Below are 20263 nucleotides of genomic sequence, written 5' to 3' on the forward strand. Positions count from 1 at the left end.
GGAATGGAACAGCAGAACGAATGAAACTGACCGATCGAACCAGTCAATTCATGCGCATTGCCTCCTTTGGAGCATGTCATTTATAGGTGTTGCACGCCATATACCGAACCTCACCACATCATTGGCAGAAGGGCAGAATCAGAAAAGACCTATTGGCGAACACTGGTGATTTCAAAGATGTTCAGCACACAACCAAGCATTTTCAATACATTTTTATGGGTATGAGTCACTTGCCTTTAGGCTCTATTGTTATTATTAGTCAGGATTTTACCGACTTCTGATTCTGCAAGGTCCTATTGTGTTGGACATCGAAGGCCAAATAACATCAGGTCATAAATAGTTAATATAACTATAGACCGTTATTCATTCGTCATTCGCCATTCAACACCGCACGCAAGCGCGGGTTGCGCAAGTCTTTTTCCGAGAGTTGAGGCGATTCCAACGGCCAGGCAATGTCCAGCTCCGGATCATTCCAAAGCAAACCACCCTCGTCCTCGGGGTAATAAAAATCGGTGCATTTGTATTGAAAATCGGCGGTATCACTGAGCACACAGAAGCCGTGGGCATAACCCGGCGGTACCCATAGCTGAAGATGGTTGTCGGCGGTCAACTTGACGCCTACATGTTCACCACAGGTGGGGGACTCAGGATTAATGTCCACAACCACGTCGTACACTGCACCTTGGGTGACCCGCACCAACTTGCCCTGCGGCTGGGTCCGCTGGAAGTGCAAACCACGCAACACGCCATACTGCGAGCGCGAGTGATTGTCCTGGACGAAAGGCAATTCGATGCCGGCGTCGCGATAACGCTCCTGGTGATAACTCTCGAGAAAGAACCCGCGGGCATCGCCGAAGATTTTAGGCTCGATGATCAGTACACCAGGCAACCGGGTATTGATGACATTCATTTCGCGGGCTCCGTCGTCAGCACCCGTGCCAGGTACTGGCCGTAACCTGTTTTGTATAGCGCGGTGGCTTGTTTATCCAATTGCGCAGCCGACAACCAACCCTGGTGGTACGCCACTTCTTCCAGACAGGCCACTTTCAGGCCCTGCCGCGCTTCGATGGTCTGGACGAAATGCCCGGCCTCCATCAATGAATCATGGGTCCCGGTGTCCAGCCAAGCAAAACCACGCCCGAGCACGCTGACATGCAGGTCCCCGCTCTCCAGGTAGGCGTTGTTCACGTCAGTGATTTCAAGCTCGCCGCGGATCGACGGTTTGACTTGCTTCGCGATGCGCACCACATCTTTGTCGTAGAAATACAAGCCAGTGACGGCATAGTCGGACTTCGGATGTTTAGGCTTCTCTTCGATCGAAATCGCCTTGCCGTTATCGTCGAACTCGACAACGCCAAAACGCTCCGGGTCGCTGACTCGATAACCAAAGACAGTGGCACCGGTCTGTCGTTGTGATGCTTCGCGCAATAAGGCGCTGAAGCCATAACCGTAGAAGATGTTGTCGCCCAGAATCAGCGCCACGTTACTGTCGCCGATAAATTCCTCGCCGATAAGAAAGGCTTGGGCAAGACCATCGGGAGAAGGCTGTTCGGCATAACTGAGTTCAATGCCGAAAGAAGAGCCATCGCCCAATAGGTTCTGGAAGTTGGGCAAGTCCTGCGGCGTGGAAATAATCAATATCTCGCGAATGCCCGCCAGCATTAATACCGACAGCGGATAATAAATCATCGGTTTGTCGTAGACCGGCAGCAGCTGTTTGGATACACCACGGGTAATGGGATGCAAGCGAGTGCCGGAGCCTCCCGCCAGAATGATGCCTTTCATATGGGGATTCCCTTCGAGTTAATAGAGGCAGGGTTTGAATGTTTCAGCCGACGTGGCCAAGACGCTCGGGCCGGTACTGACCATTAAGGACCCGCTGCCACCACCCTTGATGATCCAGATACCACTGAACCGTTTTGCGTATACCGCTCTCAAAGGTTTCCTGTGGTCGCCAACCGAGTTCACGCTCGATCTTGCCCGCATCGATGGCGTAACGAAGATCATGCCCCGGCCGATCCTTGACGAACGTAATCAGCTCGCGATAACACCCGACGCCGGCTGGCTTGTTGGGCGCCAACTCTTCGAGCAGATCACACAAGGTTTCCACGACCTCGAGATTGGTTTTCTCGTTATGGCCGCCGATGTTATAGGTCTCGCCGACCTTGCCCCGACTTACGACCTCGCATAGGGCGCGGGCGTGATCTTCTACAAACAACCAGTCGCGAATCTGCAAACCATCGCCATAGACCGGCAGAGGTCGCCCGTGGATAGCATTCAGAATGACGTGGGGAATCAACTTCTCGGGGAAGTGATAAGGGCCGTAATTATTCGAGCAATTGGTCACCAGCACCGGTAGGCCATAAGTACGTTGCCAGGCTCGAACCAGGTGATCCGAACTGGCTTTGGACGCCGAATAGGGCGAGCTTGGCGCATAAGGCGTGGTTTCACTGAACAGGCTATCGGGCCCTTCCAGGTCTCCATACACCTCATCGGTGGAAATATGGTGAAAGCGAAACGCCCACTTCCCTTCTGCCGACAGTCCATTCCAATAACGCCGGGCCGCCTCGAGCAAGGTATAGGTCCCGACAATATTGGTCTGGATAAAGTCTGCAGGGCCGTCGATAGAACGATCGACATGCGACTCGGCGGCCAAGTGCATCACCGCATCCGGTTGAAATTTCGCGAATACTTGATCCAGCGCCTGGGCGTCACAGATGTCTACGTTAAAAAAGTGATAGCGCGGTAACTCGGCGACACTGGCCAAAGATTCCAGATTGCCGGCGTACGTTAACTTATCGAGGTTCGCGACTTCATATCGAGTATTTTCAATCAGGTGCCTGACAACGGCAGAACCAATAAAGCCGGCTCCACCGGTCAGCAGAATACGCTTCGTCATCATCATCTCCTTACCGACTGATGGGGATACCATTTAGCCAACAATTCTTCGTACTGAAGCAGGATCTGATTCCACGTAAAACGTTGATGAAAGCGTGTACGACTATCCGCCTCCATCTGCTGCTGCGTTGAATCATCCGCCAATAATTGAGCAAACAAGGCACTACAAGAGGCTTCATCCTTGAAATACGCGGCGCCACTTTCCGTTACCCAACGATTGAATGGGTTGTCGTGGGCAATGACCGCGCAACCCGCGCCGAGCGCCTCGACCAATGATGGATTGGTTCCACCGACACGATGCCCATGCAGGTAAAACCGGCAGTAAAAGCGCAGCGCCTGCACGACGGAACTCTCATAGATCGCTCCGGGAAAGATGACCTCGGCACTGGCCGCGTCCATGACCTGTTTATGGTACGGATTATTATTCGGTTGAAAGTTACCCAGAACGACAAGTGTGTGATTGCGCAGTGTGGAACTGAACGCGCGAACCATTTCCAGAAACGAGTTTTCGGGTTCGGGGCGGGCAATGATTACCGAAAACTGACCCGGTTCCAGGGCATAAGTAGCCAGCAACGTCGGATCAGCGCCGGTAACCTCATCCCCACCATAAGGAATCATAGTGATCCTGGTTGCGCTGACTCGTGTCGCAAGGTGCTCTTTGATCTTGGGGTGATCGGCGACCAGGTGATTGCCCATCCAGCAACCAGCCCGCTCATTGAGCCAGAACCAGGTCTTGGCAATGGCTCCCCATTTGTCACGCCGCCACTCAATACCGTCCATGTTAATGATGTTGGTCTGACCTTTGAGCCTTTGCAGCAAACTGAACACGGCGGTGTTGTAACCCAGGGTCAGAAACAACCCCTGTTGCGATGCCGCATGACGCGTGGCTTTCCAGTCAAAAACGACTGTCCCCAGCGCACCTGCCTGGGTCACAGGGATATGGATCCTGTTGACATCGTTCCAGGTGCTATAAGTAACTTCTCCGCGTCCTTCCTCTTGGCAGTAAACATACACTTGCCAACCGTGCGCCGTTAGATAAAGCGATAGCTTTTCCGCGAAGGTTTCAAAACCACCGTGTTCAGCCGGGACACCTCTTATGCCAAGGATATAAAGTTTTTTAGGTGTCATGCTGCATCTCGTTGAATAATGTTGAGAACTTGCTTTCGAACACTTCCAGGCTGAAGTCTCGAGTACGGGACAACGCATTATCAGACAGCGCCTTGTATTTTTTCGGATCCAGCGAGATCCTGTTCACTGTGCTGTAAAGTTCTTCTATGTCGTACGAAGAAATTAAATAACCTTCGATATCGCTACGTACCAATTCGGTTGGGCCTCCTACGGGAGGAACGATCACCGGCAAGCCATGGGACATCCCTTCGAGAATGGTCAAACCGAATGTTTCTATCCAGCCATCCGTTCGGGAAAGGTTCAGAAGCAAATCAGATCGCGAATAAAAGTCTGACAGGTCCGTTTGGCGAGGATAAATCGCCACATTGCCCGGGATCTCGATACTGGAGAAAAAACTATCGATTTCACTCAGGCTGGCATTGAGTACCAGGGTGAAGCTCAGGTGTTTGTCATCCTTGCTGCGCTGCGCCAGCGCCAGGAATTCCATAACCCCCTTGTAGGCCTTCAACGAACAGATCATCAAAGAAGTGAAACCGGTCTCTTCCTTTACTCGATACTGCTTCTCGACCTCGGAATCCAGCGCATTATGAATAATCACCTGGGGAAGTTTGGTAAAACCTTCCTCCTGCATCAGGTAATTTGAGACGAAGACCACCTTCGTACTGGTCTTCTCAATGACCAGCCTGAGAAACCGCTTGAGAATATTGGGTTTTATCGATGTTTCATGCACATGATAATAAACCGGTATTCTTAACAGTTTGCCCGCCAGCGCCGCCCCAAAGGGCATCATGGTATTGACATAAAAGACCACATTCTGCCGTCTGTATTTCAGGCACTGAAGAAACAACAATGCTTGAGAGATCAGGTAGTAGCCAAGGGTCAGCAACTTATTCTCTGACCTTTTATAAAAAAGCCTGCTCTGCACATCGGCCACACCGGCCAAGAAGCCGTCGCCATGAGCACTGGTGATCACCTCGGTGGCTATATTGTTATTGGCCGCCGCCTTCACCACTTGAGACAAGACTTTTGGGCTACCACTTCTGTCGTTGAACAGGTGAATGAAAACCAGCTTCTTTGAGTTCATGCTTAAGTACTTTTAATGAGTGAGCGACTGAGTGTGGTGAACCGCTCGGTGAGCGCCAGGCACACCCAAAAAATGGCGATCGAATGTGCGGGAATTGTCTGACTCGAGAAAGTCATGGCCAGAAAAAAAGCAACCAGAGCGGCCCCAACTTTGACTTGATAGCGGTCGACACGTTGATCAATCGCCAGTTTGCGGACAGCGGTCAAACTGCGCTTGATCACCAGAATTATGAATGCGAAGAAGACGATGAAACCGACGGCGCCCGTGTCATTGAGGATTGCCAGGGGCAAATTGGATATCCACGCACTGCGATGATTCTCTGAACCGACCAGCTCTGGCGCAAAAGAATAGATTTCGCTGAAGCTGTAGATGCCATTTCCGAACAGGGGGTTTTCCAGAATGGAATTCGCAGCCAATGCCCACATGATAAAACGCGTCTTGACCGAGTGGGTCCTGCCAATCAACTCATAATCACCAAAGGAAGAAACAATGAAATAGGACAAAAGCGATACAACCGCCACCAATAAAGCTGCCCCCAACAAGTACTTCACCAAGTCTCTATTCGTGTATTTCCTTGGATAACTCAAGCCGTGATATAGCCAGACAGAGATAATGTAGGAAACCCACGGCGCCCTTGAGAACGAAAAAAGCAGGGCGGTGTGCAAACCGATCACAAGCACCCACCACCATAATTTTCGGTAATAACCCAACGCCAGCACCGTCAGGGTGATAAGCGAGACAAACACCCCGAATAGATTGGCCTCATAAATCCCGCCACGGATACGCGTCCCCCCACTCCCCTCCTGTAGCCAGTGAACGGCCAAATCAGGAAGCGGAAATTTCAACAGCGAGAGCACATAGATCACAGATAAAACCGGACCTGAAAACCACGCCAACAATAGATAGGATCTAGACTTGAAAATTGTAAAGGGATTGGCCTTTAACCAAATCACTACATAATAAAACGAAGCCGCCAGGAGTAAGCCTGCATACATCTTCAGGGACCAGGCCTCTACCGGCCCGGAAGCGGATGCGTAAAAAGCCAGCACAATCCATACAGTCAGAATCACCCCTGTTTTTGGCAAGCGCAGCGCGATATTCGAGCTGACCAATAACAGAACAGCGATAAAGAAAATAGGGGCGGCCAGTAACCTTTCCAGTGTCAGGTTATTGCCACCCAGCGACCATTCAATATTATTGAACACCACCGTGATGCCGATGATAACTGCCAGCACATAACGAGGATTGATGCTTGAGGATCTCAAGCTAGCGACACGCTGGTTCATCATGAAAATTCAATTGGCTTTTTTACTATTTTGCTAGCAAGGGCTCCATCGAGATATTTCCAGGTCGCCTGCCTCAGTGCCTCCAACTGCTGATGACTGTGCGTAAAATCGAGGGGTTTTTCGACCACCGAGTTGACGTCACGCAAGCAAGTTACCAGACGATCGGTCAAACCGACTTTATCCAGAAGCCCCTTGATTCTATTCAATCCGCTTTCCGGCAATGCGGTAACAAACGGAATCCCAAAGTTCAAGGCAAAGGCGGTGCCATGGAATGAATTAGTGATCACGAAGGACGCATTGGCGAACAACGAAACATAATCCACCGGACTGGCATCCATTATATGCTGATCGCTTTTGTAGCCTAGGAACGGGTCTTGATCGATCGCTACAACTCGTAGCCCAAGAACGGTCCTTATTCTGTTGATGGTCTCCCGGACCAAGGTGTCTTTCTTCAGGGTATAAACAAGAATGTATTTATCAGCGCTGCCTGACCCTTGACTGGAAAGCTGCAGGCTCTGCATCCACTCTTGCTTGTTAAGCATCAAGGTAGGATCCAGGGTGTGATCGATTTTTTGGTTGCCCAGCATGCTGCGCAGGTTTCGCGCTGTGTCTTCTTCCCGGACGGAAATGCTGTCAAAGGTCGACAATGCCTTTCTGACCTTGAGCTCTTCCTCGTCGGAATAGCGGTAGGAGCCCGCACTTGAGGAGAATGAAATTTTCTTTTTTGCTCGGGAAAACGCCAGCATATAGTTCAAATCCAGCTCACCCGTAATCATCGGGTTCCATATCTGATCGCTGCCACACACCACACAGTCAAAGTCACTGGACAAGGTTTGCAGCGCTTGCAAATCCGGGCATGCGGGGGTCAGGTTGTAATGAGCCCGCATAAACTCTCTGAATTTCGCGATCAACCTTCTGCGAGGAATGATTCGAAAGAAATCCTTGCCGGCTCTGAAAATACTGCGTGGATTACTGTCTACCCGAATCAGTTTTAATGTGTTTTCCAGCTCTTTACTTTTGTAATCGATGATATTGACGTCGCCATATTTCGATAGCACGTTCTGGCTGGCGAGTGCTTGTAAGGTTCCGCCATAGCTGTTGGCGTGATGTATGGTAATCAATGCAATTTTCAAGGTGCTGAGTCCTTTGCGACCAAGGGTGAGACTTACTGACCGGACAGCTTGGTATACACTTCACTGATGGGGCGACGCGAAGAAGCACAGACGGTGTTCTGCTCGTTCGGATAACCTATCGCCAACATCATCATCACCGTGTGCTGCGGACTTATCTTGATCACCTTGCGGAACTTGATGTCCGCCCTCCCCGATTGACTCCAGTTCAAGCAGCAGGAGGCAATACCTATTGAATGTAATGCCAGAATCAACGACATGGAAAACATCCCGCCGTCGATCCAGTGTTGGTAGCGTTCTCGTGGGGAAACGAAAGCCCGCAGGTCGGTGGTTATAATCAGCAATTCTTTTATTTTGTGGCCGAAACCCCGATTACCATCTTGAAAAGCAAGGGCTTGTTGCGCCAACTCGCCCTCCAGATGATAAACATGCCACGATTGTCTGTTACAGGCCGAAGGTGACTTCATGGCCATCTCCAGCGCTCTGCTTAATGCTTCGGCACTTATTTTTTCGTCGGAGAACTCCCGCAGCGAGTACCTGGACATGAAGAAGTTTTCTGGAACGGCCAGTCGCCCTTTATCGAACGCTGTCTTGTCGTGGTTAATGGCCCCACTGTTGTCATAAAACGGAATTGACCGATTGCTCAGGCTCTCGACTTTAACCAGGCGCTTTATAAGCGCGGCGGTTTTTTCTGGCTGGTGGGTTATTTCCGCTTCAGCAAATTTCTTTAATACCGTGATCGCCACCATGTCGTGATAGCCCGTGCCATTGAGCGTAAATGACTGCTCCAGTGCCTTGATAAGTGCATTGGCCCCTGCCCATCCAGACCCCGGCTTGCGGTTGGTAAAACTCAGGCTCTTTTCCAGGGTGTGGTACACCTTGACCATGTAATAATTCCGGGTTTCTACCGAATTGAGTGAAGATCGCCATCCGGCGTACCTGATATATCGACCCAAGTCATATAAAAAGCCAAACCCAGCCAATACTGTCCGGGCATAAATTTTTGCGGTATCAATCATGAGAATTCATCTCCCGGCTGTCGGTGTTCATAAATAATTTAGGCATGGGGAGCAGCACCTGCTAACGAAACTTTATTCTTGAAAACCAACCGTTGGGCGCCATAAAAATATAACGACAACAGCAACAAATTACTGATAACGGTCGCTACCGCGGCACCCTGCAAGTCAAAGCGAGGAATTAAGACCAGGTTAAGCACTACATTGATGACCGCGACCACGGCCATGTATTTAACTTTCACTTTCATGTGTTCCTGGGTCACCAATGTGGCACCAGCACTGAATGCCAGAAAAATGATTGGGGCCGACAGCGAAAGAATTTTCAGGATCGACGCAGCGTCTTGATAAGCCTCACCAAACAGCAGCGGTACTGCCCAATCCGCACAGACCAGAATCGCCAGCATGGCCAGCGTTCCCAGCAGTAGCATCAACCAGTTGCCCTTTCGGTATATCTGATAAAACATGTCGCGGTCATGGTTCGCCCAGCGGTGCATCTTGGGCAGCAAAAACCGCTGATAAATCACGCTGGGCAACAAATACACGGCGGTCATGATGGTGAACGCAACGCTATAGATACCGGCGGCGCTATTACTTGAGAGATGTTTAAGCAAGATAATATTGCTTTGAAAATAAATCAGATGCGAGAACGCTGCGACGCCAAATGGCCAACTGGCGCCGGCAACACTTAACATGCTCGGTCTCACTGCCAGGGCCTTGAATTCAGCGGTCAGTTCGTGGCCCTTCAGGATCAACTTCCCATTTGTCATCTGCAACAGCTGGGGAACGGCCAACAAAAAAAACAACACGGCAATGGCCGAAAAAAAGGCGGCGTAGTATTCCGTGGCTATCGGTGTGGCGCTCATGACCGCCGTGACGAAGACCATCGAGCAACGAAGAAAATGCGGCAAAAACTGCCAAAGTGCCAAGTGCAGATATTTTTCTTCAAGTTGAAGTTTGCTGCTCACTAGTTCTACTGACAGCTGCCCCAGTATGTACAGAGAGAGAATCAACAGCAGATTCTGCGTTAACCGGTCATGGCTGGAATAAAGCGCCCACGCCACAATGGAGCAGATGAGAAATAAAGTACTTAAAGCGATGAACTGGAACGAAGGTTTCAACCAGCGTTTCGCCGCCCATCCCTCTTGACCAAAAGCCTTTAGCCAGTACTGCGATATCCCGAAACCCGCCAAGGGCGCGAGTAGTGTAATGGTGGTAAGTGCTGACGAAAAAGCACCGAAGTCATTGCTGCCCAACTTTCTCGCCAGGAAGACCTGAGTGAGAAAGGCGAACCCGGCTCCCGCCAGGGAACCGACCCAGAGGAGCGAGATAGCCTTGAACGCTGTGGTTTTATTCATTTGACCTGTCATTCTCAATCACGCTACCGCCCCAGGATTTTTCGTCATCTTCCTCAGGACGTGGTGTTTCCATGAAATATCGGTTTGATCATGCCTATTGGCTAATGATCCGGCGCAGCAATAAACGATAGAAACTCAATAGCAACAGCAATACCGTCAAGGATCCGAACTTATGACGCGACCTGTTTAATACTCGTCAATTTTTGTCGGATGTGTAGGCATAGTGGTAATAACCATAATCACTGTAGCCATATTTATTGGAGGCTTTTTTCTCCACACCGTTAAAAATCGCACCTTTAATGACAACACCATTCTGGGAGAACCGGCGGACCGTCAACTCGATTTCTTTCGCCGGATTCAGGCCATAGCGCGTCACAATCAGGTTAGTCCCGGACAAGCGTCCGACGATCGCTGCGTCTGTCACCGCCAGCAGTGGTGGCGTATCGAGAATAACCAGATCATATAGCTCGCTCGCCTGCTCCAGCAGCGCGCTGAAATTGGCATGCATCAATAACTCGGAAGGGTTGGGCGGGATCTGGCCTCGACTGACAAAATCGAAGTTGTCGATTTTGGTCTTATGGATAGCGGTGGTTACATCGCAGCGCCGGGCCAGGATATCGGAGAGCCCGTTGTCTGAAGAAACACCTAACACTTTGTGCAAATAGCCCTTGCGCATGTCGACGTCGATCAACAATACCCGCAGTCCGGTTTGTGCTATCACCACCGCGAGGTTGACCGACACAAACGTTTTACCCACCTGAGGGCTGGGCCCGGAAATCATCAGGCGATTATTGTCGGCCTCATGCATGGCGAAGTGCAGACTGGTCCGCAAACTACGCAATGCCTCGACTGCCAGATCGGTGGGATGAGTGACAGCCAGCAAGGTAGAACCTGCACCGGAACGCCCTCGTCCGCGGGAGACTTTGTCTTCTTCGGTTTTCTGCAGAATGCTGTAAGGAATCGACGCATAGACCGGCAACCCAAGTTGCTCGATGGCTTCCGGACTTTCCAGCCCTCGGTTCAGCGCCTTGCGCACCAGCACCAGGGCCACCGCCAGGAAGCCACCAAGAAGGGTGGCGACCAATACAATCAAGGCTTTTTTCGGCTTGACCGGTTTGAGAAAATTGACGTCCGCGGTGTCGATTAGGCGTACGTTACCCACGGTCCCCGCGCGCATCACATCCAGTTCCTGAGACTTGTTCAGCAGTTGGGTATAAATGGCCGTACCGACTTCTACATCCCGGGTAAGGCTCAGCAGTTCTTGCTGGGTGGAGGGAAGGCTTTCCACCTTGGTCGCCAAACTTTTCTGCTTGCTGCTCAACTCGCCGATCTGGGTCAACAGTGCGCGATAGGCAGGATGTTGGCGGGTGAACTTGCGGTCCATCTCGGCTTGCTGCAACTTCAATTCGGAGATGCTGGTATCGAGCCCGACAATCTGGTCGAGTATGGCTTTGGTTTCCAGCGTGATGTCCACGGACTTGCTGCGCGTCTGGTATTCATTCAAGGCATTCCCGGCTTTTTCCAGGTCCTTCTTGACTTCAGGAAGTTGCTCTTTGAGAAACGCCAGGCTTTGCGCAGCCTCAGCTGAAGTGCGCTCCACGTTTTGCCGCACATAGATAGCGGCAATTTCGTTGAGTATGTTAATGGCCTCATCCGGATCTGTACTTTCCAGTGCCAGACCGATCATGCCCGAGTCTTTTCCGCGCTCGGCTACACCCAGAGCCTCTTGATAGTCGAGGATACTGGTCAGGCGAGAATTGCGGATGATTCTGAAGCGGGTTCCAGGATTGGCGTGCATTTCCTCTATCTGAAAAGCAACGCCATTTTGCTCGAAAAGTTGTCCCGCCTGGCTGGCTGCCAATAGGTTGTCGTCTTCATCCACCAGGGTGTAATGACCATTTTCACCCGTGGTCAGGGTCAACTTCTTGCCCAGCTGCGAGTCGGGAAGATCCAGTTTGAATATCTTCAGCGACTCCCCTCCCCAGGCGAAACTGTTCAATCCCAGTAAGGGATCGGCTATTTCACCGGGATTATTACTCTGGAATCGTCGCGCCAGAAACTCACCCACCACCGGGAAGTACATCGGTTGTATGACAATATCAAGTTTCAAGTTGTCGACAGTTTTGCCAATCACGGCGCGAGACTGGATCAACTCAATCTCGGTGGCCGAAGGAGACTCCTTGCCCAGCATGCTGCCGATGTCCGAGAAGCCCAGCAAATCGTTCTTTTTCGCTTCGACCTGCAACAGCGCATTCGCCTGGAATACCGGGGTCGCCAGCACCGCATACGCGGCCCCGGCCACCATGAAGGCGCCGGTCACCGCGGCAATCAGCCATTTATGGTCGATGAGTGTTCCAAACAAGCCGAGAAGATCAATCTCGTCATTGTTGTCGTCCCGCACGTTGACTACCGGTGCTTGCTGCATAAGTCGGATTCTTTGCCTTGATTACGATTCAAAAAGGAGTGGCCATCAGCGCGCCAGGCGCTGTGCCCATGCGAGTACGGCTTCTTCGATCAACGCATAAGCGTGCACAAAAGCAGGTTTGCCTTGGCGGAAGGGGTCGCTGATTTCACGATCGTCTTGCCATTTGCCCAGTAGCAACACTTTGCCTCGCGCTTCGGGGGCAATGTTGAGCACGCCGCTGACATGCCGTCGCTCCATGACCAGAATCAAGTCCGCCTCGCTGACGGCTTGAGGCGTAAGTTGGACGGCCTCGTGCTCATCGGGCAGATGACCATGCTCCTTGAGTACGGCGTGTGCCGTCGGCTCGATGGGCTTGCCCGCCAAGGCAGCGAGGCCGGCCGAGCTGACCTCGATATCGGAATGGACGAGTGCCCCGCGCAGCAAATGCTCCGCGGTGGGACTGCGGCATATATTGCCGACGCAGACAATCAAAACCCTTTTAAGCAAGATAACATTCCCCGTCTTGTCAACATTGGCGGTGACATAGCACTTGCCGAACATAGAGCTTTAAACTACGAATGAGTTCGGGTATTCATATTCCCGGTAACTGCAGCTGAAACTTTAGAACAATCAGTGCGTATTTATTACCATGACGTTTGAACAGCCCCCAACTTTTTCTTCAGACAAAAAATAACATTTCGCTCTTTGAGCGCTGAAAATAACAGATCAGAGATTTATCCAGACAATTTCTAACAATTGCGGTTTTCCCGCGACTCTTCAATCTAAATTACACCGAAATAGCGAATAGCTAATATATAGCCGATCCGTTAGTGCATTGCCAGGGCGTCGAACATTTGGTTAGAAGTTGGGTAAGAGATACCTTGGGCAATAACTTTGTTTACAGTGGGTTGAGTCACAAGCATGCCGTGGAACAACAGACATGCTCGCCGGCCCTCTCGATCTTCCCTCTGCCTGCGCCTGGTGCGAAACATAGCGTACTGAGCGTTGCGAACATTTTTCTCGAGTGATCGGGCCATTTAGAGCCCGCACTCTCCAGAGTTGCCGGTTCCAACAATCTGAGTCGAACCTTTCCTACTGCCATTAGCCATTCCATCTGTCTACTTTCAAGGACGCTTCCATGATTCGTAAATGCCTATTCCCCGCTGCCGGCTATGGGACCCGCTTTTTGCCCGCCACCAAGGCCATGCCGAAGGAGATGCTGCCGATCGTCAATAAGCCGCTGATCCAGTACGCGGTAGAGGAAGCGCGCGACGCCGGTCTGCAACATATGGCCATTGTCACTGGTCGGGGCAAGCGAGCGCTGGAGGATCATTTCGATGTCAGCTTTGAGCTCGAACACCAGATTCGCGGCACTGATAAGGAGCGATTCCTGGAAGGCACTCGCGAGCTGATCGATACCTGTACTTTTTCCTATACTCGCCAAGTGGAGATGAAAGGCCTGGGTCACGCCATTCTCAGCGGCCGTTCGTTGATCGGTGATGAACCATTCGCCGTGGTGCTGGCCGATGACCTGTGCTTGAACCTGGAGGGCGATGGCGTGCTGGCGCAGATGCTCAAGCTCTACGAGCAATTCCGCTGCTCGATCGTGGCGATCCAGGAAGTGCCGCGTGAGCAGACTCAAAAGTACGGCGTGATTGCCGGCGAGCTGATTCGCGAGGGTATTTACCGGGTCAACAGCATGGTTGAAAAGCCTCGCCCGGAAGACGCCCCGTCCAACCTGGCCATTATCGGTCGGTACATTCTGACCCCCGATATCTTTGACCTGATCGCTGACACAGAGCCTGGCAAGGGCGGTGAAATCCAGATCACCGATGCATTAATGAAACAGGCCCAGAACGGCTGCGTGCTGGCTTACCAATTCAAGGGTCGACGCTTCGATTGCGGCGGCGCCGAAGGTTACATCGAAGCCACCAACTACTGTTTCGAGCACCTGCATCAGAACACCTTGTGACAGCGCTGATCCCTGACAAACGTGTGCGTTATCGAATCGATTTTTTGGTCTTTATTACCCTATGGACGAAGCCTCTATGAAGACATTGAGCGGTTTCAAGGCAGATGACAGTCGCCGCCCGTATGGCGCTGACCTGAAAAACAATCTCGCGTACCTCATCGTGCGCGCCTATGCGTCGGAGCTGATCTTTCCTCGCGTGCAGAAACCGCCGGTGCTGCTGGTGGAGCGCATCGGTGCCTTCCCCTCCTCCGGGGAGATCCGCCGTCACGTCAAGGAGGGTCCGGCGTTGCTGGCAAGCATCAGGCAGCGTTATGCCGCCGAAGCCCTCTACATTGACGAAAGCGATGGGCTGAACCTGGTCTTCGCCGATTGGCGTCTCAGCTTGAGTCTTCTGGAGGAAGGTGGCGTGATTTGCCTGAGCGTGGAAAGCCGCGGCGACAGCTCGCTCATGCAGCACAAAACCGCCGAACTGCTGGGGCAAATCGATGCTGGGAGGGAATTCGAATGAACGCGATTGCAGAACACGCCGCCAAAGCCTGGTATCTGCTTCAGTGCAAACCCAAACAGGATGAGCGCGCCGAAGAGCATTTACAGCGCCAGGGCTACGCCTGTTTTCGCTCGACCTATCGGCGTGAGCGTATGTTGCGCGGGCAGCGTCGAGTGATCAGTGAATCGCTATTTCCGGGCTATCTGTTTATTCAACTGAGCCTTCAGGACAGTTGGGGCCCGCTGCGCTCGACCCGTGGCGTTTCGCGTGTCGTCGGGTTCGGCGGTCAGCCATTGCCGATCCGCGACGCGCTGATCGACGAGCTCCAGGAACGGGACAGCCAGGCAATCGTGACCACGTTGTTGAGGCAGGGAGATACGGTGCGCATCACTGAAGGCCCGTTCTCCGATCTTGAGGCGGTGTTCCTCGCCATGGACGGCGAGGAACGGGTGCTGCTGATGATGAATTTCCTGCAGCGTGAACAGCACATCAGCCTGCCATTGGCAGGGGTTAACAAGATTTAAATTTTGTAGGGGCGGGATTGCCCTAATCTAGTCAGTTAGGCGAATAACCGCTTTTCGTAGGAGCCAGGCTTGCCGGCGAAGGCGATCTCAAGGACGCCTTCGCCGGCAAGCCTGGCTCCTACAAAACCTATGCCCCCTCTGGCAGATGATTCCAGTCGATCCACCCCAAAAACCATGTCGCCAGGATGAGTAAACCGAACGCAATCCGGTACCAGGCAAACACCGCATAACTATGGTTGGCGATGAACTTGAGCAAACCGCGCACGGCAATCATCGCAAAGAGGAATGCGGCCACGAACCCCAAGGCAAACACCGGCAAGTCTGCGGCCTGGAACAGGTCGCGGTACTTATAGCCCGAGTACACCGCGGCCCCCACCATCGTCGGCATCGCCAGGAAGAATGAAAACTCGGTTGCCGTCTTGCGTGACAGGCCAAACAGCAACCCGCCGATAATCGTCGAACCCGAGCGAGAGGTGCCGGGGATCATCGCCAGGCACTGTGCGCAACCGACCTTCAAGGCATCGGTCCAGCGCATCTCGTCGACGTGATCGATAACCACCACATGCTCACGTTGTTCGGCCCACAACATGATGATGCCACCGATCACCAGCGCCACGGCCACGGTGATCGGGTTGAAAAGATACTCATGGATTTTGTCGGCGAACATCACCCCCAGAACAACCGCCGGCAAAAAACCGATCAATAAATTCAGAGTGAAACGTTGCGCATTACGCTGAGTTGGCAAACCAGTAGTGATCTCCAGAATCTTGCGACGAAACTCCCAGACGACCGCCAGAATAGCCCCCAACTGAATGATGATATTGAACGCCATGGCTCGCTCACCGCCGAAGTCGAGCAAGTCCGCGGCAATGATCTGGTGTCCCGTACTGGAGATGGGCAAAAACTCTGTGAGCCCTTCAACCAACCCTAGAATCGATACCTGCGTAGTGGTCCAGAAGTCCATTAATCCCCCGTTAAACCCTCTCGGCTGAAAGGTCTGTTGATGATGCCGAGCATTTGATCCTGGTCGCGATTAAACCCTGTCGGACCAGCGGAGGATTAAAGCGCACTCTCTGCCTGCTTGAGCTAAACGTTATAAAACGTCCATGTAGGAGCGCCGGGTCCGCTCTCCTGAAAATGCCCTCCGCCCCGAGGACGTCTGAGAATGAAATTCTTTTGCAGGACGAGTACTTATGCATCGCGAATTTATGGATGCCACTCATCGTCGGATCGTTGACGTTTCGGCTTTGGGCGCGCGCAATGTCCTACCCGAAAATGATCGCCCAAGAGAAAACTCGACATGGCAAAGATCACTGTACTCGCCGGTGACTTCCCGCAGTGCGACGGGGAATACCACCTTGGAACCATCACCCTCAAAACGTCCCTCAAACCCCGGCTTGGAAAAAGCTTTCCGGTCTCGGAATTTAAAGATCTAACCATTCAGAACACTGATTCGAACAAGAATATAAAGACCGCCATAGGCCTGGGCCTCGCGGGCGCCATGTTGCTCGGTCCCGTCGGAGCCATCGCCGGCTATCTGCTTGCAGGAAAGAACATCGAGGTGACCTTTATGGCCACCTTGAAGGACGGCGGAAAGCTGCTCGCGGCAACTGATAGTGACACCTACCGGGATATCTCGGCACGCGCCCTGAAAAAATCCGCAGCCGGCCGCCGAGCCGCCCTTTCCAGCTCACTCAATAACGGATCCTTTCACTGATTCGCTTGCCCGGCGACTGCGAGAATGTTGCAGGGCACCCGATACAGAACATGCTCCGTGGTACTGCCCACCCATTTCTCCAGCCCCTTGCGATGCGCATTGCCCATGACGATCACGTCGGCCCGGTGATGCGCTGCAAAGTCGGCCAGTGCTTTGCCTGGCGGCCCTGCAACGAAGTGTTGCCGTTCGGTGGGCACGCCGTAGTGATCGGCCAATGCGATGAATGACTTATGCAAAGACTTGCGCACGTCGCTGTTGAAGCCGGGCATCGTCACTGCACCCGCGCCCGCATCGGATATATGCGTCTGCGATAGATCGTAGGCATACAGCAGATGCATTTCCGCATTGCATTGCATTGCCAATTCGTTCGCAGCCTGGATGATCAGGTCGTTGATTCCAGTGATCTGAGTCTCTGGATGCGACGGATCGACGGCCGCCACGATCACGCGCGGAAGTGGGCAACTGACTTCGCTGACCAGATGGACAGGCACCGGACATTCACGCAGCAGATGCCAATCCAGCGGCGTGATGAAAACGCGTTTGAGCGCTGACTCATGCTGCACGTCCTTGATCACCAGATCCGCCTGCGTTGTAGTCACGTGTTGAAGGATCTCTTGCAGCGCGTCGCGTGTGAAAAGTACCTCGGTACTCAGGTTGATCCCGCGCCCACGGATCAGATCGGCTTCATCCTTGAGCCATTTTTCGTTCTCTTGCTGACAAGCCTCACGAAACCGCGCACTGGCGTGGATCAAACCCAGGATGTTGAAATCTTCGATGAACACCGTGATATGCAGCGCTGCACCCGTGGCCTCGGCAAGGGCGACGGCCCGCTGCAGCGCCGGCGTGTGACGCATGGTGGGGCCGGCTATTAGAAAGAGTCGTTGATATTGGCTCATGTCACACCTCCGAACGTTCTGGGATATCTGCTCGCTCCCCCAGCCTCTTGTCTGTCGCACCGCCAGCGATCTGCTATCGCCTCAATGACCCGGATCGACACAATCAATATACGCCTGGATCCAACTAACCCGCCAAGAGGTGGATCATCGTACCCACTACGATGAACCCCACCTCGGCAGCCAATTGATTGATGACGCAAAATTACTTCTTCGCATACTTCGCGCCATGCGGATCGTTAAGCTTTACCTGCATCAGGTCCCACTCACGCTGAATAGTCGCGTAAGGGATAAAGATGCTGATCCGCTCAGCGCCCTTTAACCCGGGATGGAAACTCACATCATTAAGCGTAGTGGAGAAAAAGCCGACATTGATACCGACAATGCTGCCGTCATTGCCTATGACGGGGCCACCCGACATCCCTTTTATCATTGGGGCATCGTGGATGGCATAACGCTCACCGCTGCCTTCATCGCTATTGATGAAAGGTGCCGGGTACACTTTGCCTTGCCCACTGACGGTCGTCATGTAGGGGCTCGCCCCCACGGCAGTGATGTGTTCACCCACACGCGGTGCGCGCCAGGACGGGTAGCGGCCGTCGGCCTTGTGCTGGATGAAGACGAGGTCGCAGCCGGTGCTGCAGCTGTATTTCACGTTGCGAATGAGGGGTGTGTGGCGGGTGGTGACGGCATAGTCTTCGTTCCATTGCACGGCCGAGGCCATGTACAGATAAGGCAAGGGAAAGCCCGAGAAGACGGAAAAATATGAATCATTGGCAGGCCCCGACAAATCGGGTTTTACCATACCGTTGCATCCTGCAATACCAGCTCCTATTAAAAAGTAGGTCATGATTTTAATCATGATTATCACCGACTTATAAGGAGGATTTAATTTTTTGTTGTGCGAATCGCTTAGTTGTCAGTTTTTTGTAGTTTTTCCTCGCAGCCTGATCCGGTGCGTTTATTTATGGCTGAGATTGTAATAAATGCGTATGAATGAATTGTGCTAGGACTAATTGCTTTTCGATCCATGCAACAAACTGCAAATATTTGACGCCTGAAAAATGGCAAACCACAAGTAAGAAAAATAGTAATGAAAGTTACACACTTCGAGTAAAGCCAGTGAAACAGCCGCCGAAAGCGCAATTTAACTCACTTCGGCATGCCTCGGTAACCCCACAGAAATCAATGCCGCGAAAATAACAAATGCGCTGGAGATCCATAAACACGCCCCCAGCCCGAAAGCCTGATAAACCCAGCCCGAGAGCACGGTGCCGATTAGCCGTCCCATGGCGTTGGACATGTAGTAAAAACCCACGTCCAGTGACACGCCGTCTTCCTTGGCATAGGACACGATCAAGTAGCTGTGCAGCGAGGAATTCACCGCGAACAGCGCACCAAAGACCATCAAGCCGCCTAACAGCACCCCTTGTTGCGATAACCCGGTGTTCAGGCCAAGAGCGATTGCCGCGGGCAGGCCTGCCAGGGCAAGCGCCCACAGAAAGGCAGCGCGGCCATCAGGAACATGCCCCCGTTGCTTGCCGGTGATGCGCGGCGCGAACGATTGCACGATGCCGTAGCCGATCACCCAGGTCGCGAGGAATCCACCCACCTTCCAGAAGTCCCAGCCAAAAACGCTGCTCAAGTACACCGGCAACGCCACGACGAACCAGACATCGCGGGCGCCGAACAGAAACATTCGGGCCGCTGACAGAATGTTGATCGCCCGGCTTTTGGACAGAATGTCGCGAAATCTGGGCTTGGCTTTCGCCTTGCCCAGATCCTTTTTCAACAGAATCAAGCTGCTGACCCAGATCAGCGCCAGCACACCCGCCATGGCCAGCAATGCTCCTTTAAACCCAATCAGGGCGAGCAATGCCCCGCCGAGAAAGAAACCGACACCCTTGAGTGCATTCTTCGAGCCGGTGAGGATGGCTATCCATTGATACAGCGTGCCCTGCTGCCCGTCGGGCACTAACAGCTTGATCGAGCTTTTGGCGCTCATCTTGTTCAGGTCTTTGGCAATCCCCGACAACGCCTGCGCGCTCATCACCCAAGGAATCGTCAGCCAGGCCACGGGCACCGTCAGCATCAGCAGCGCCGCAACCTGTATCCCCAGCCCGATGTTCATGGTCCGGTTCAGGCCCAGTCGGGCGCCGAGATAACCGCCCACCAGGTTAGTGATCACGCCAAAGAGTTCGTAGAACAAAAACAACGCCGCGATTTGCAGCGGGCTGTAGCCCAACGCGTGAAAGTGCAGCACCACCAACATGCGCAAAGCACCATCGGTGAGGGTGAAGGCCCAGTAATTGCCCGTTACGAGCAGGTATTGCCGCACTTGAGGAGCAAGGGCTGACAACGCTTTCATC

At 52.7% G+C, this 20263-nt stretch carries 19 protein-coding genes; 4 read left to right on the plus strand and 15 right to left on the minus strand.

What is annotated here, in order from left to right; all coding sequences use genetic code 11:
* Nucleotides 1-370: 370 nt before the first annotated feature.
* The 11 genes from rfbC to NHU87_RS02875 form a co-directional block, all read right to left on the minus strand.
* Entirely contained in the window at nucleotides 371-910 is a 540-nt protein-coding gene (gene rfbC, locus NHU87_RS02825) for a dTDP-4-dehydrorhamnose 3,5-epimerase (RefSeq protein ID WP_253545412.1), read from the minus strand.
* Nucleotides 907-1785, minus strand: coding sequence for a glucose-1-phosphate thymidylyltransferase RfbA (gene rfbA / locus NHU87_RS02830; protein WP_253545414.1), 879 nt, complete (start codon nucleotides 1783-1785; stop codon nucleotides 907-909). Before rfbA ends, rfbC begins: the two co-directional genes overlap by 4 nt.
* A gap of 43 nt (nucleotides 1786-1828) precedes the next feature.
* Nucleotides 1829-2899, minus strand: coding sequence for a dTDP-glucose 4,6-dehydratase (gene rfbB, locus NHU87_RS02835; protein WP_253545416.1), 1071 nt, complete (start codon nucleotides 2897-2899; stop codon nucleotides 1829-1831).
* Nucleotides 2900-2901: 2 nt separating this feature from the next.
* Nucleotides 2902-4026, minus strand: coding sequence for a DUF1972 domain-containing protein (locus NHU87_RS02840; RefSeq protein WP_253545418.1), 1125 nt, complete (start codon nucleotides 4024-4026; stop codon nucleotides 2902-2904).
* The gene (locus NHU87_RS02845) at nucleotides 4016-5110 is read right to left on the minus strand and encodes a glycosyltransferase family 4 protein (protein WP_253545420.1); all 1095 of its coding nucleotides are present in this window, start codon (nucleotides 5108-5110) and stop codon (nucleotides 4016-4018) included. Before NHU87_RS02845 ends, NHU87_RS02840 begins: the two co-directional genes overlap by 11 nt.
* A gap of 2 nt (nucleotides 5111-5112) precedes the next feature.
* Nucleotides 5113-6399: an O-antigen ligase family protein gene (locus tag NHU87_RS02850; RefSeq protein WP_253545422.1), complete on the minus strand. Its 1287-nt coding sequence runs from the start codon at nucleotides 6397-6399 to the stop codon at nucleotides 5113-5115.
* Nucleotides 6396-7529, minus strand: a complete 1134-nt coding sequence (locus NHU87_RS02855) for a polysaccharide pyruvyl transferase family protein (RefSeq protein ID WP_253545424.1) — start codon at nucleotides 7527-7529, stop codon at nucleotides 6396-6398. The genes NHU87_RS02850 and NHU87_RS02855 overlap by 4 nt, the downstream gene beginning before the upstream one ends.
* Before the next feature lie 32 nt (nucleotides 7530-7561).
* A complete protein-coding gene (locus tag NHU87_RS02860) occupies nucleotides 7562-8545 on the minus strand; it encodes a nitroreductase family protein (protein WP_253545426.1) in 984 nt (327 codons plus the stop codon).
* Between the two features lie 38 nt (nucleotides 8546-8583).
* Nucleotides 8584-9897 carry a flippase gene (locus NHU87_RS02865; protein ID WP_253545428.1) on the minus strand — a complete coding sequence of 438 codons (1314 nt, stop codon included), beginning with the start codon at nucleotides 9895-9897 and terminating at the stop codon, nucleotides 8584-8586.
* Between the two features lie 196 nt (nucleotides 9898-10093).
* Entirely contained in the window at nucleotides 10094-12322 is a 2229-nt protein-coding gene (locus NHU87_RS02870) for a polysaccharide biosynthesis tyrosine autokinase (RefSeq protein ID WP_253545431.1), read from the minus strand.
* 45 nt (nucleotides 12323-12367) lie between these two features.
* Nucleotides 12368-12793: a low molecular weight protein-tyrosine-phosphatase gene (locus tag NHU87_RS02875; protein ID WP_437180817.1), complete on the minus strand. Its 426-nt coding sequence runs from the start codon at nucleotides 12791-12793 to the stop codon at nucleotides 12368-12370.
* A gap of 646 nt (nucleotides 12794-13439) precedes the next feature.
* On the opposite strand from NHU87_RS02875, the gene galU reads away from it, so the two are divergent.
* The 3 genes from galU (at nucleotide 13440) to rfaH (ending at nucleotide 15284) form a co-directional block, all read left to right on the plus strand.
* The gene (gene galU, locus NHU87_RS02880) at nucleotides 13440-14273 is read left to right on the plus strand and encodes a UTP--glucose-1-phosphate uridylyltransferase GalU (RefSeq protein WP_253545435.1); all 834 of its coding nucleotides are present in this window, start codon (nucleotides 13440-13442) and stop codon (nucleotides 14271-14273) included.
* A gap of 76 nt (nucleotides 14274-14349) precedes the next feature.
* A complete protein-coding gene (locus NHU87_RS02885; protein ID WP_253545437.1) occupies nucleotides 14350-14781 on the plus strand; it encodes a phosphomannomutase in 432 nt (143 codons plus the stop codon).
* Nucleotides 14778-15284 (plus strand): transcription/translation regulatory transformer protein RfaH, encoded by a 507-nt coding sequence (gene rfaH, locus NHU87_RS02890; protein ID WP_253545439.1) that lies wholly within the window; start codon nucleotides 14778-14780, stop codon nucleotides 15282-15284. Before NHU87_RS02885 ends, rfaH begins: the two co-directional genes overlap by 4 nt.
* A 127-nt stretch (nucleotides 15285-15411) precedes the next feature.
* Here rfaH and NHU87_RS02895 read toward each other — a convergent pair whose 3' ends face one another.
* Nucleotides 15412-16248 carry an undecaprenyl-diphosphate phosphatase gene (locus NHU87_RS02895; protein ID WP_253545441.1) on the minus strand — a complete coding sequence of 279 codons (837 nt, stop codon included), beginning with the start codon at nucleotides 16246-16248 and terminating at the stop codon, nucleotides 15412-15414.
* Between the two features lie 336 nt (nucleotides 16249-16584).
* Between NHU87_RS02895 and NHU87_RS02900 the strand changes: the two genes are divergently transcribed.
* The gene (locus tag NHU87_RS02900) at nucleotides 16585-17001 is read left to right on the plus strand and encodes a hypothetical protein (RefSeq protein ID WP_253545443.1); all 417 of its coding nucleotides are present in this window, start codon (nucleotides 16585-16587) and stop codon (nucleotides 16999-17001) included.
* Here the strand turns inward: NHU87_RS02900 and NHU87_RS02905 are convergent.
* From NHU87_RS02905 to arsJ, 3 genes are all read right to left on the minus strand, one after another.
* On the minus strand, nucleotides 16995-17897 hold the full coding sequence (locus NHU87_RS02905) for a universal stress protein (RefSeq protein ID WP_253545445.1): 903 nt from the start codon (nucleotides 17895-17897) through the stop codon (nucleotides 16995-16997). The genes NHU87_RS02900 and NHU87_RS02905 overlap by 7 nt on opposite strands.
* A gap of 202 nt (nucleotides 17898-18099) precedes the next feature.
* Nucleotides 18100-18699 carry a serine protease gene (locus NHU87_RS02910; RefSeq protein ID WP_253545625.1) on the minus strand — a complete coding sequence of 200 codons (600 nt, stop codon included), beginning with the start codon at nucleotides 18697-18699 and terminating at the stop codon, nucleotides 18100-18102.
* 342 nt (nucleotides 18700-19041) lie between these two features.
* Nucleotides 19042-20262 (minus strand): organoarsenical effux MFS transporter ArsJ, encoded by a 1221-nt coding sequence (gene arsJ / locus NHU87_RS02915; protein ID WP_253545447.1) that lies wholly within the window; start codon nucleotides 20260-20262, stop codon nucleotides 19042-19044.
* Nucleotide 20263: the final 1 nt, after the last annotated feature.

This window comes from Pseudomonas mandelii (assembly GCF_024138395.1).
Lineage (GTDB): Bacteria > Pseudomonadota > Gammaproteobacteria > Pseudomonadales > Pseudomonadaceae > Aquipseudomonas > Aquipseudomonas mandelii_E.

Coding starts and splice junctions, on each gene's coding strand:
- rfbB (WP_253545416.1), bottom strand. CDS start 2,899: ATGACGAAGCGTATTCTGCTGACCGGTGGAGCCGGCTTTATTGGTTCT.
- NHU87_RS02865 (WP_253545428.1), bottom strand. CDS start 9,897: ATGAATAAAACCACAGCGTTCAAGGCTATCTCGCTCCTCTGGGTCGGT.
- NHU87_RS02860 (WP_253545426.1), bottom strand. CDS start 8,545: ATGATTGATACCGCAAAAATTTATGCCCGGACAGTATTGGCTGGGTTT.
- NHU87_RS02885 (WP_253545437.1), top strand. CDS start 14,350: ATGAAGACATTGAGCGGTTTCAAGGCAGATGACAGTCGCCGCCCGTAT.
- NHU87_RS02905 (WP_253545445.1), bottom strand. CDS start 17,897: ATGAGCCAATATCAACGACTCTTTCTAATAGCCGGCCCCACCATGCGT.
- NHU87_RS02850 (WP_253545422.1), bottom strand. CDS start 6,399: ATGATGAACCAGCGTGTCGCTAGCTTGAGATCCTCAAGCATCAATCCT.
- NHU87_RS02900 (WP_253545443.1), top strand. CDS start 16,585: ATGGCAAAGATCACTGTACTCGCCGGTGACTTCCCGCAGTGCGACGGG.
- rfbC (WP_253545412.1), bottom strand. CDS start 910: ATGAATGTCATCAATACCCGGTTGCCTGGTGTACTGATCATCGAGCCT.
- NHU87_RS02840 (WP_253545418.1), bottom strand. CDS start 4,026: ATGACACCTAAAAAACTTTATATCCTTGGCATAAGAGGTGTCCCGGCT.
- NHU87_RS02910 (WP_253545625.1), bottom strand. CDS start 18,699: ATGGTAAAACCCGATTTGTCGGGGCCTGCCAATGATTCATATTTTTCC.
- galU (WP_253545435.1), top strand. CDS start 13,440: ATGATTCGTAAATGCCTATTCCCCGCTGCCGGCTATGGGACCCGCTTT.
- NHU87_RS02845 (WP_253545420.1), bottom strand. CDS start 5,110: ATGAACTCAAAGAAGCTGGTTTTCATTCACCTGTTCAACGACAGAAGT.
- NHU87_RS02895 (WP_253545441.1), bottom strand. CDS start 16,248: ATGGACTTCTGGACCACTACGCAGGTATCGATTCTAGGGTTGGTTGAA.
- NHU87_RS02870 (WP_253545431.1), bottom strand. CDS start 12,322: ATGCAGCAAGCACCGGTAGTCAACGTGCGGGACGACAACAATGACGAG.
- rfaH (WP_253545439.1), top strand. CDS start 14,778: ATGAACGCGATTGCAGAACACGCCGCCAAAGCCTGGTATCTGCTTCAG.
- rfbA (WP_253545414.1), bottom strand. CDS start 1,785: ATGAAAGGCATCATTCTGGCGGGAGGCTCCGGCACTCGCTTGCATCCC.
- arsJ (WP_253545447.1), bottom strand. CDS start 20,262: ATGAAAGCGTTGTCAGCCCTTGCTCCTCAAGTGCGGCAATACCTGCTC.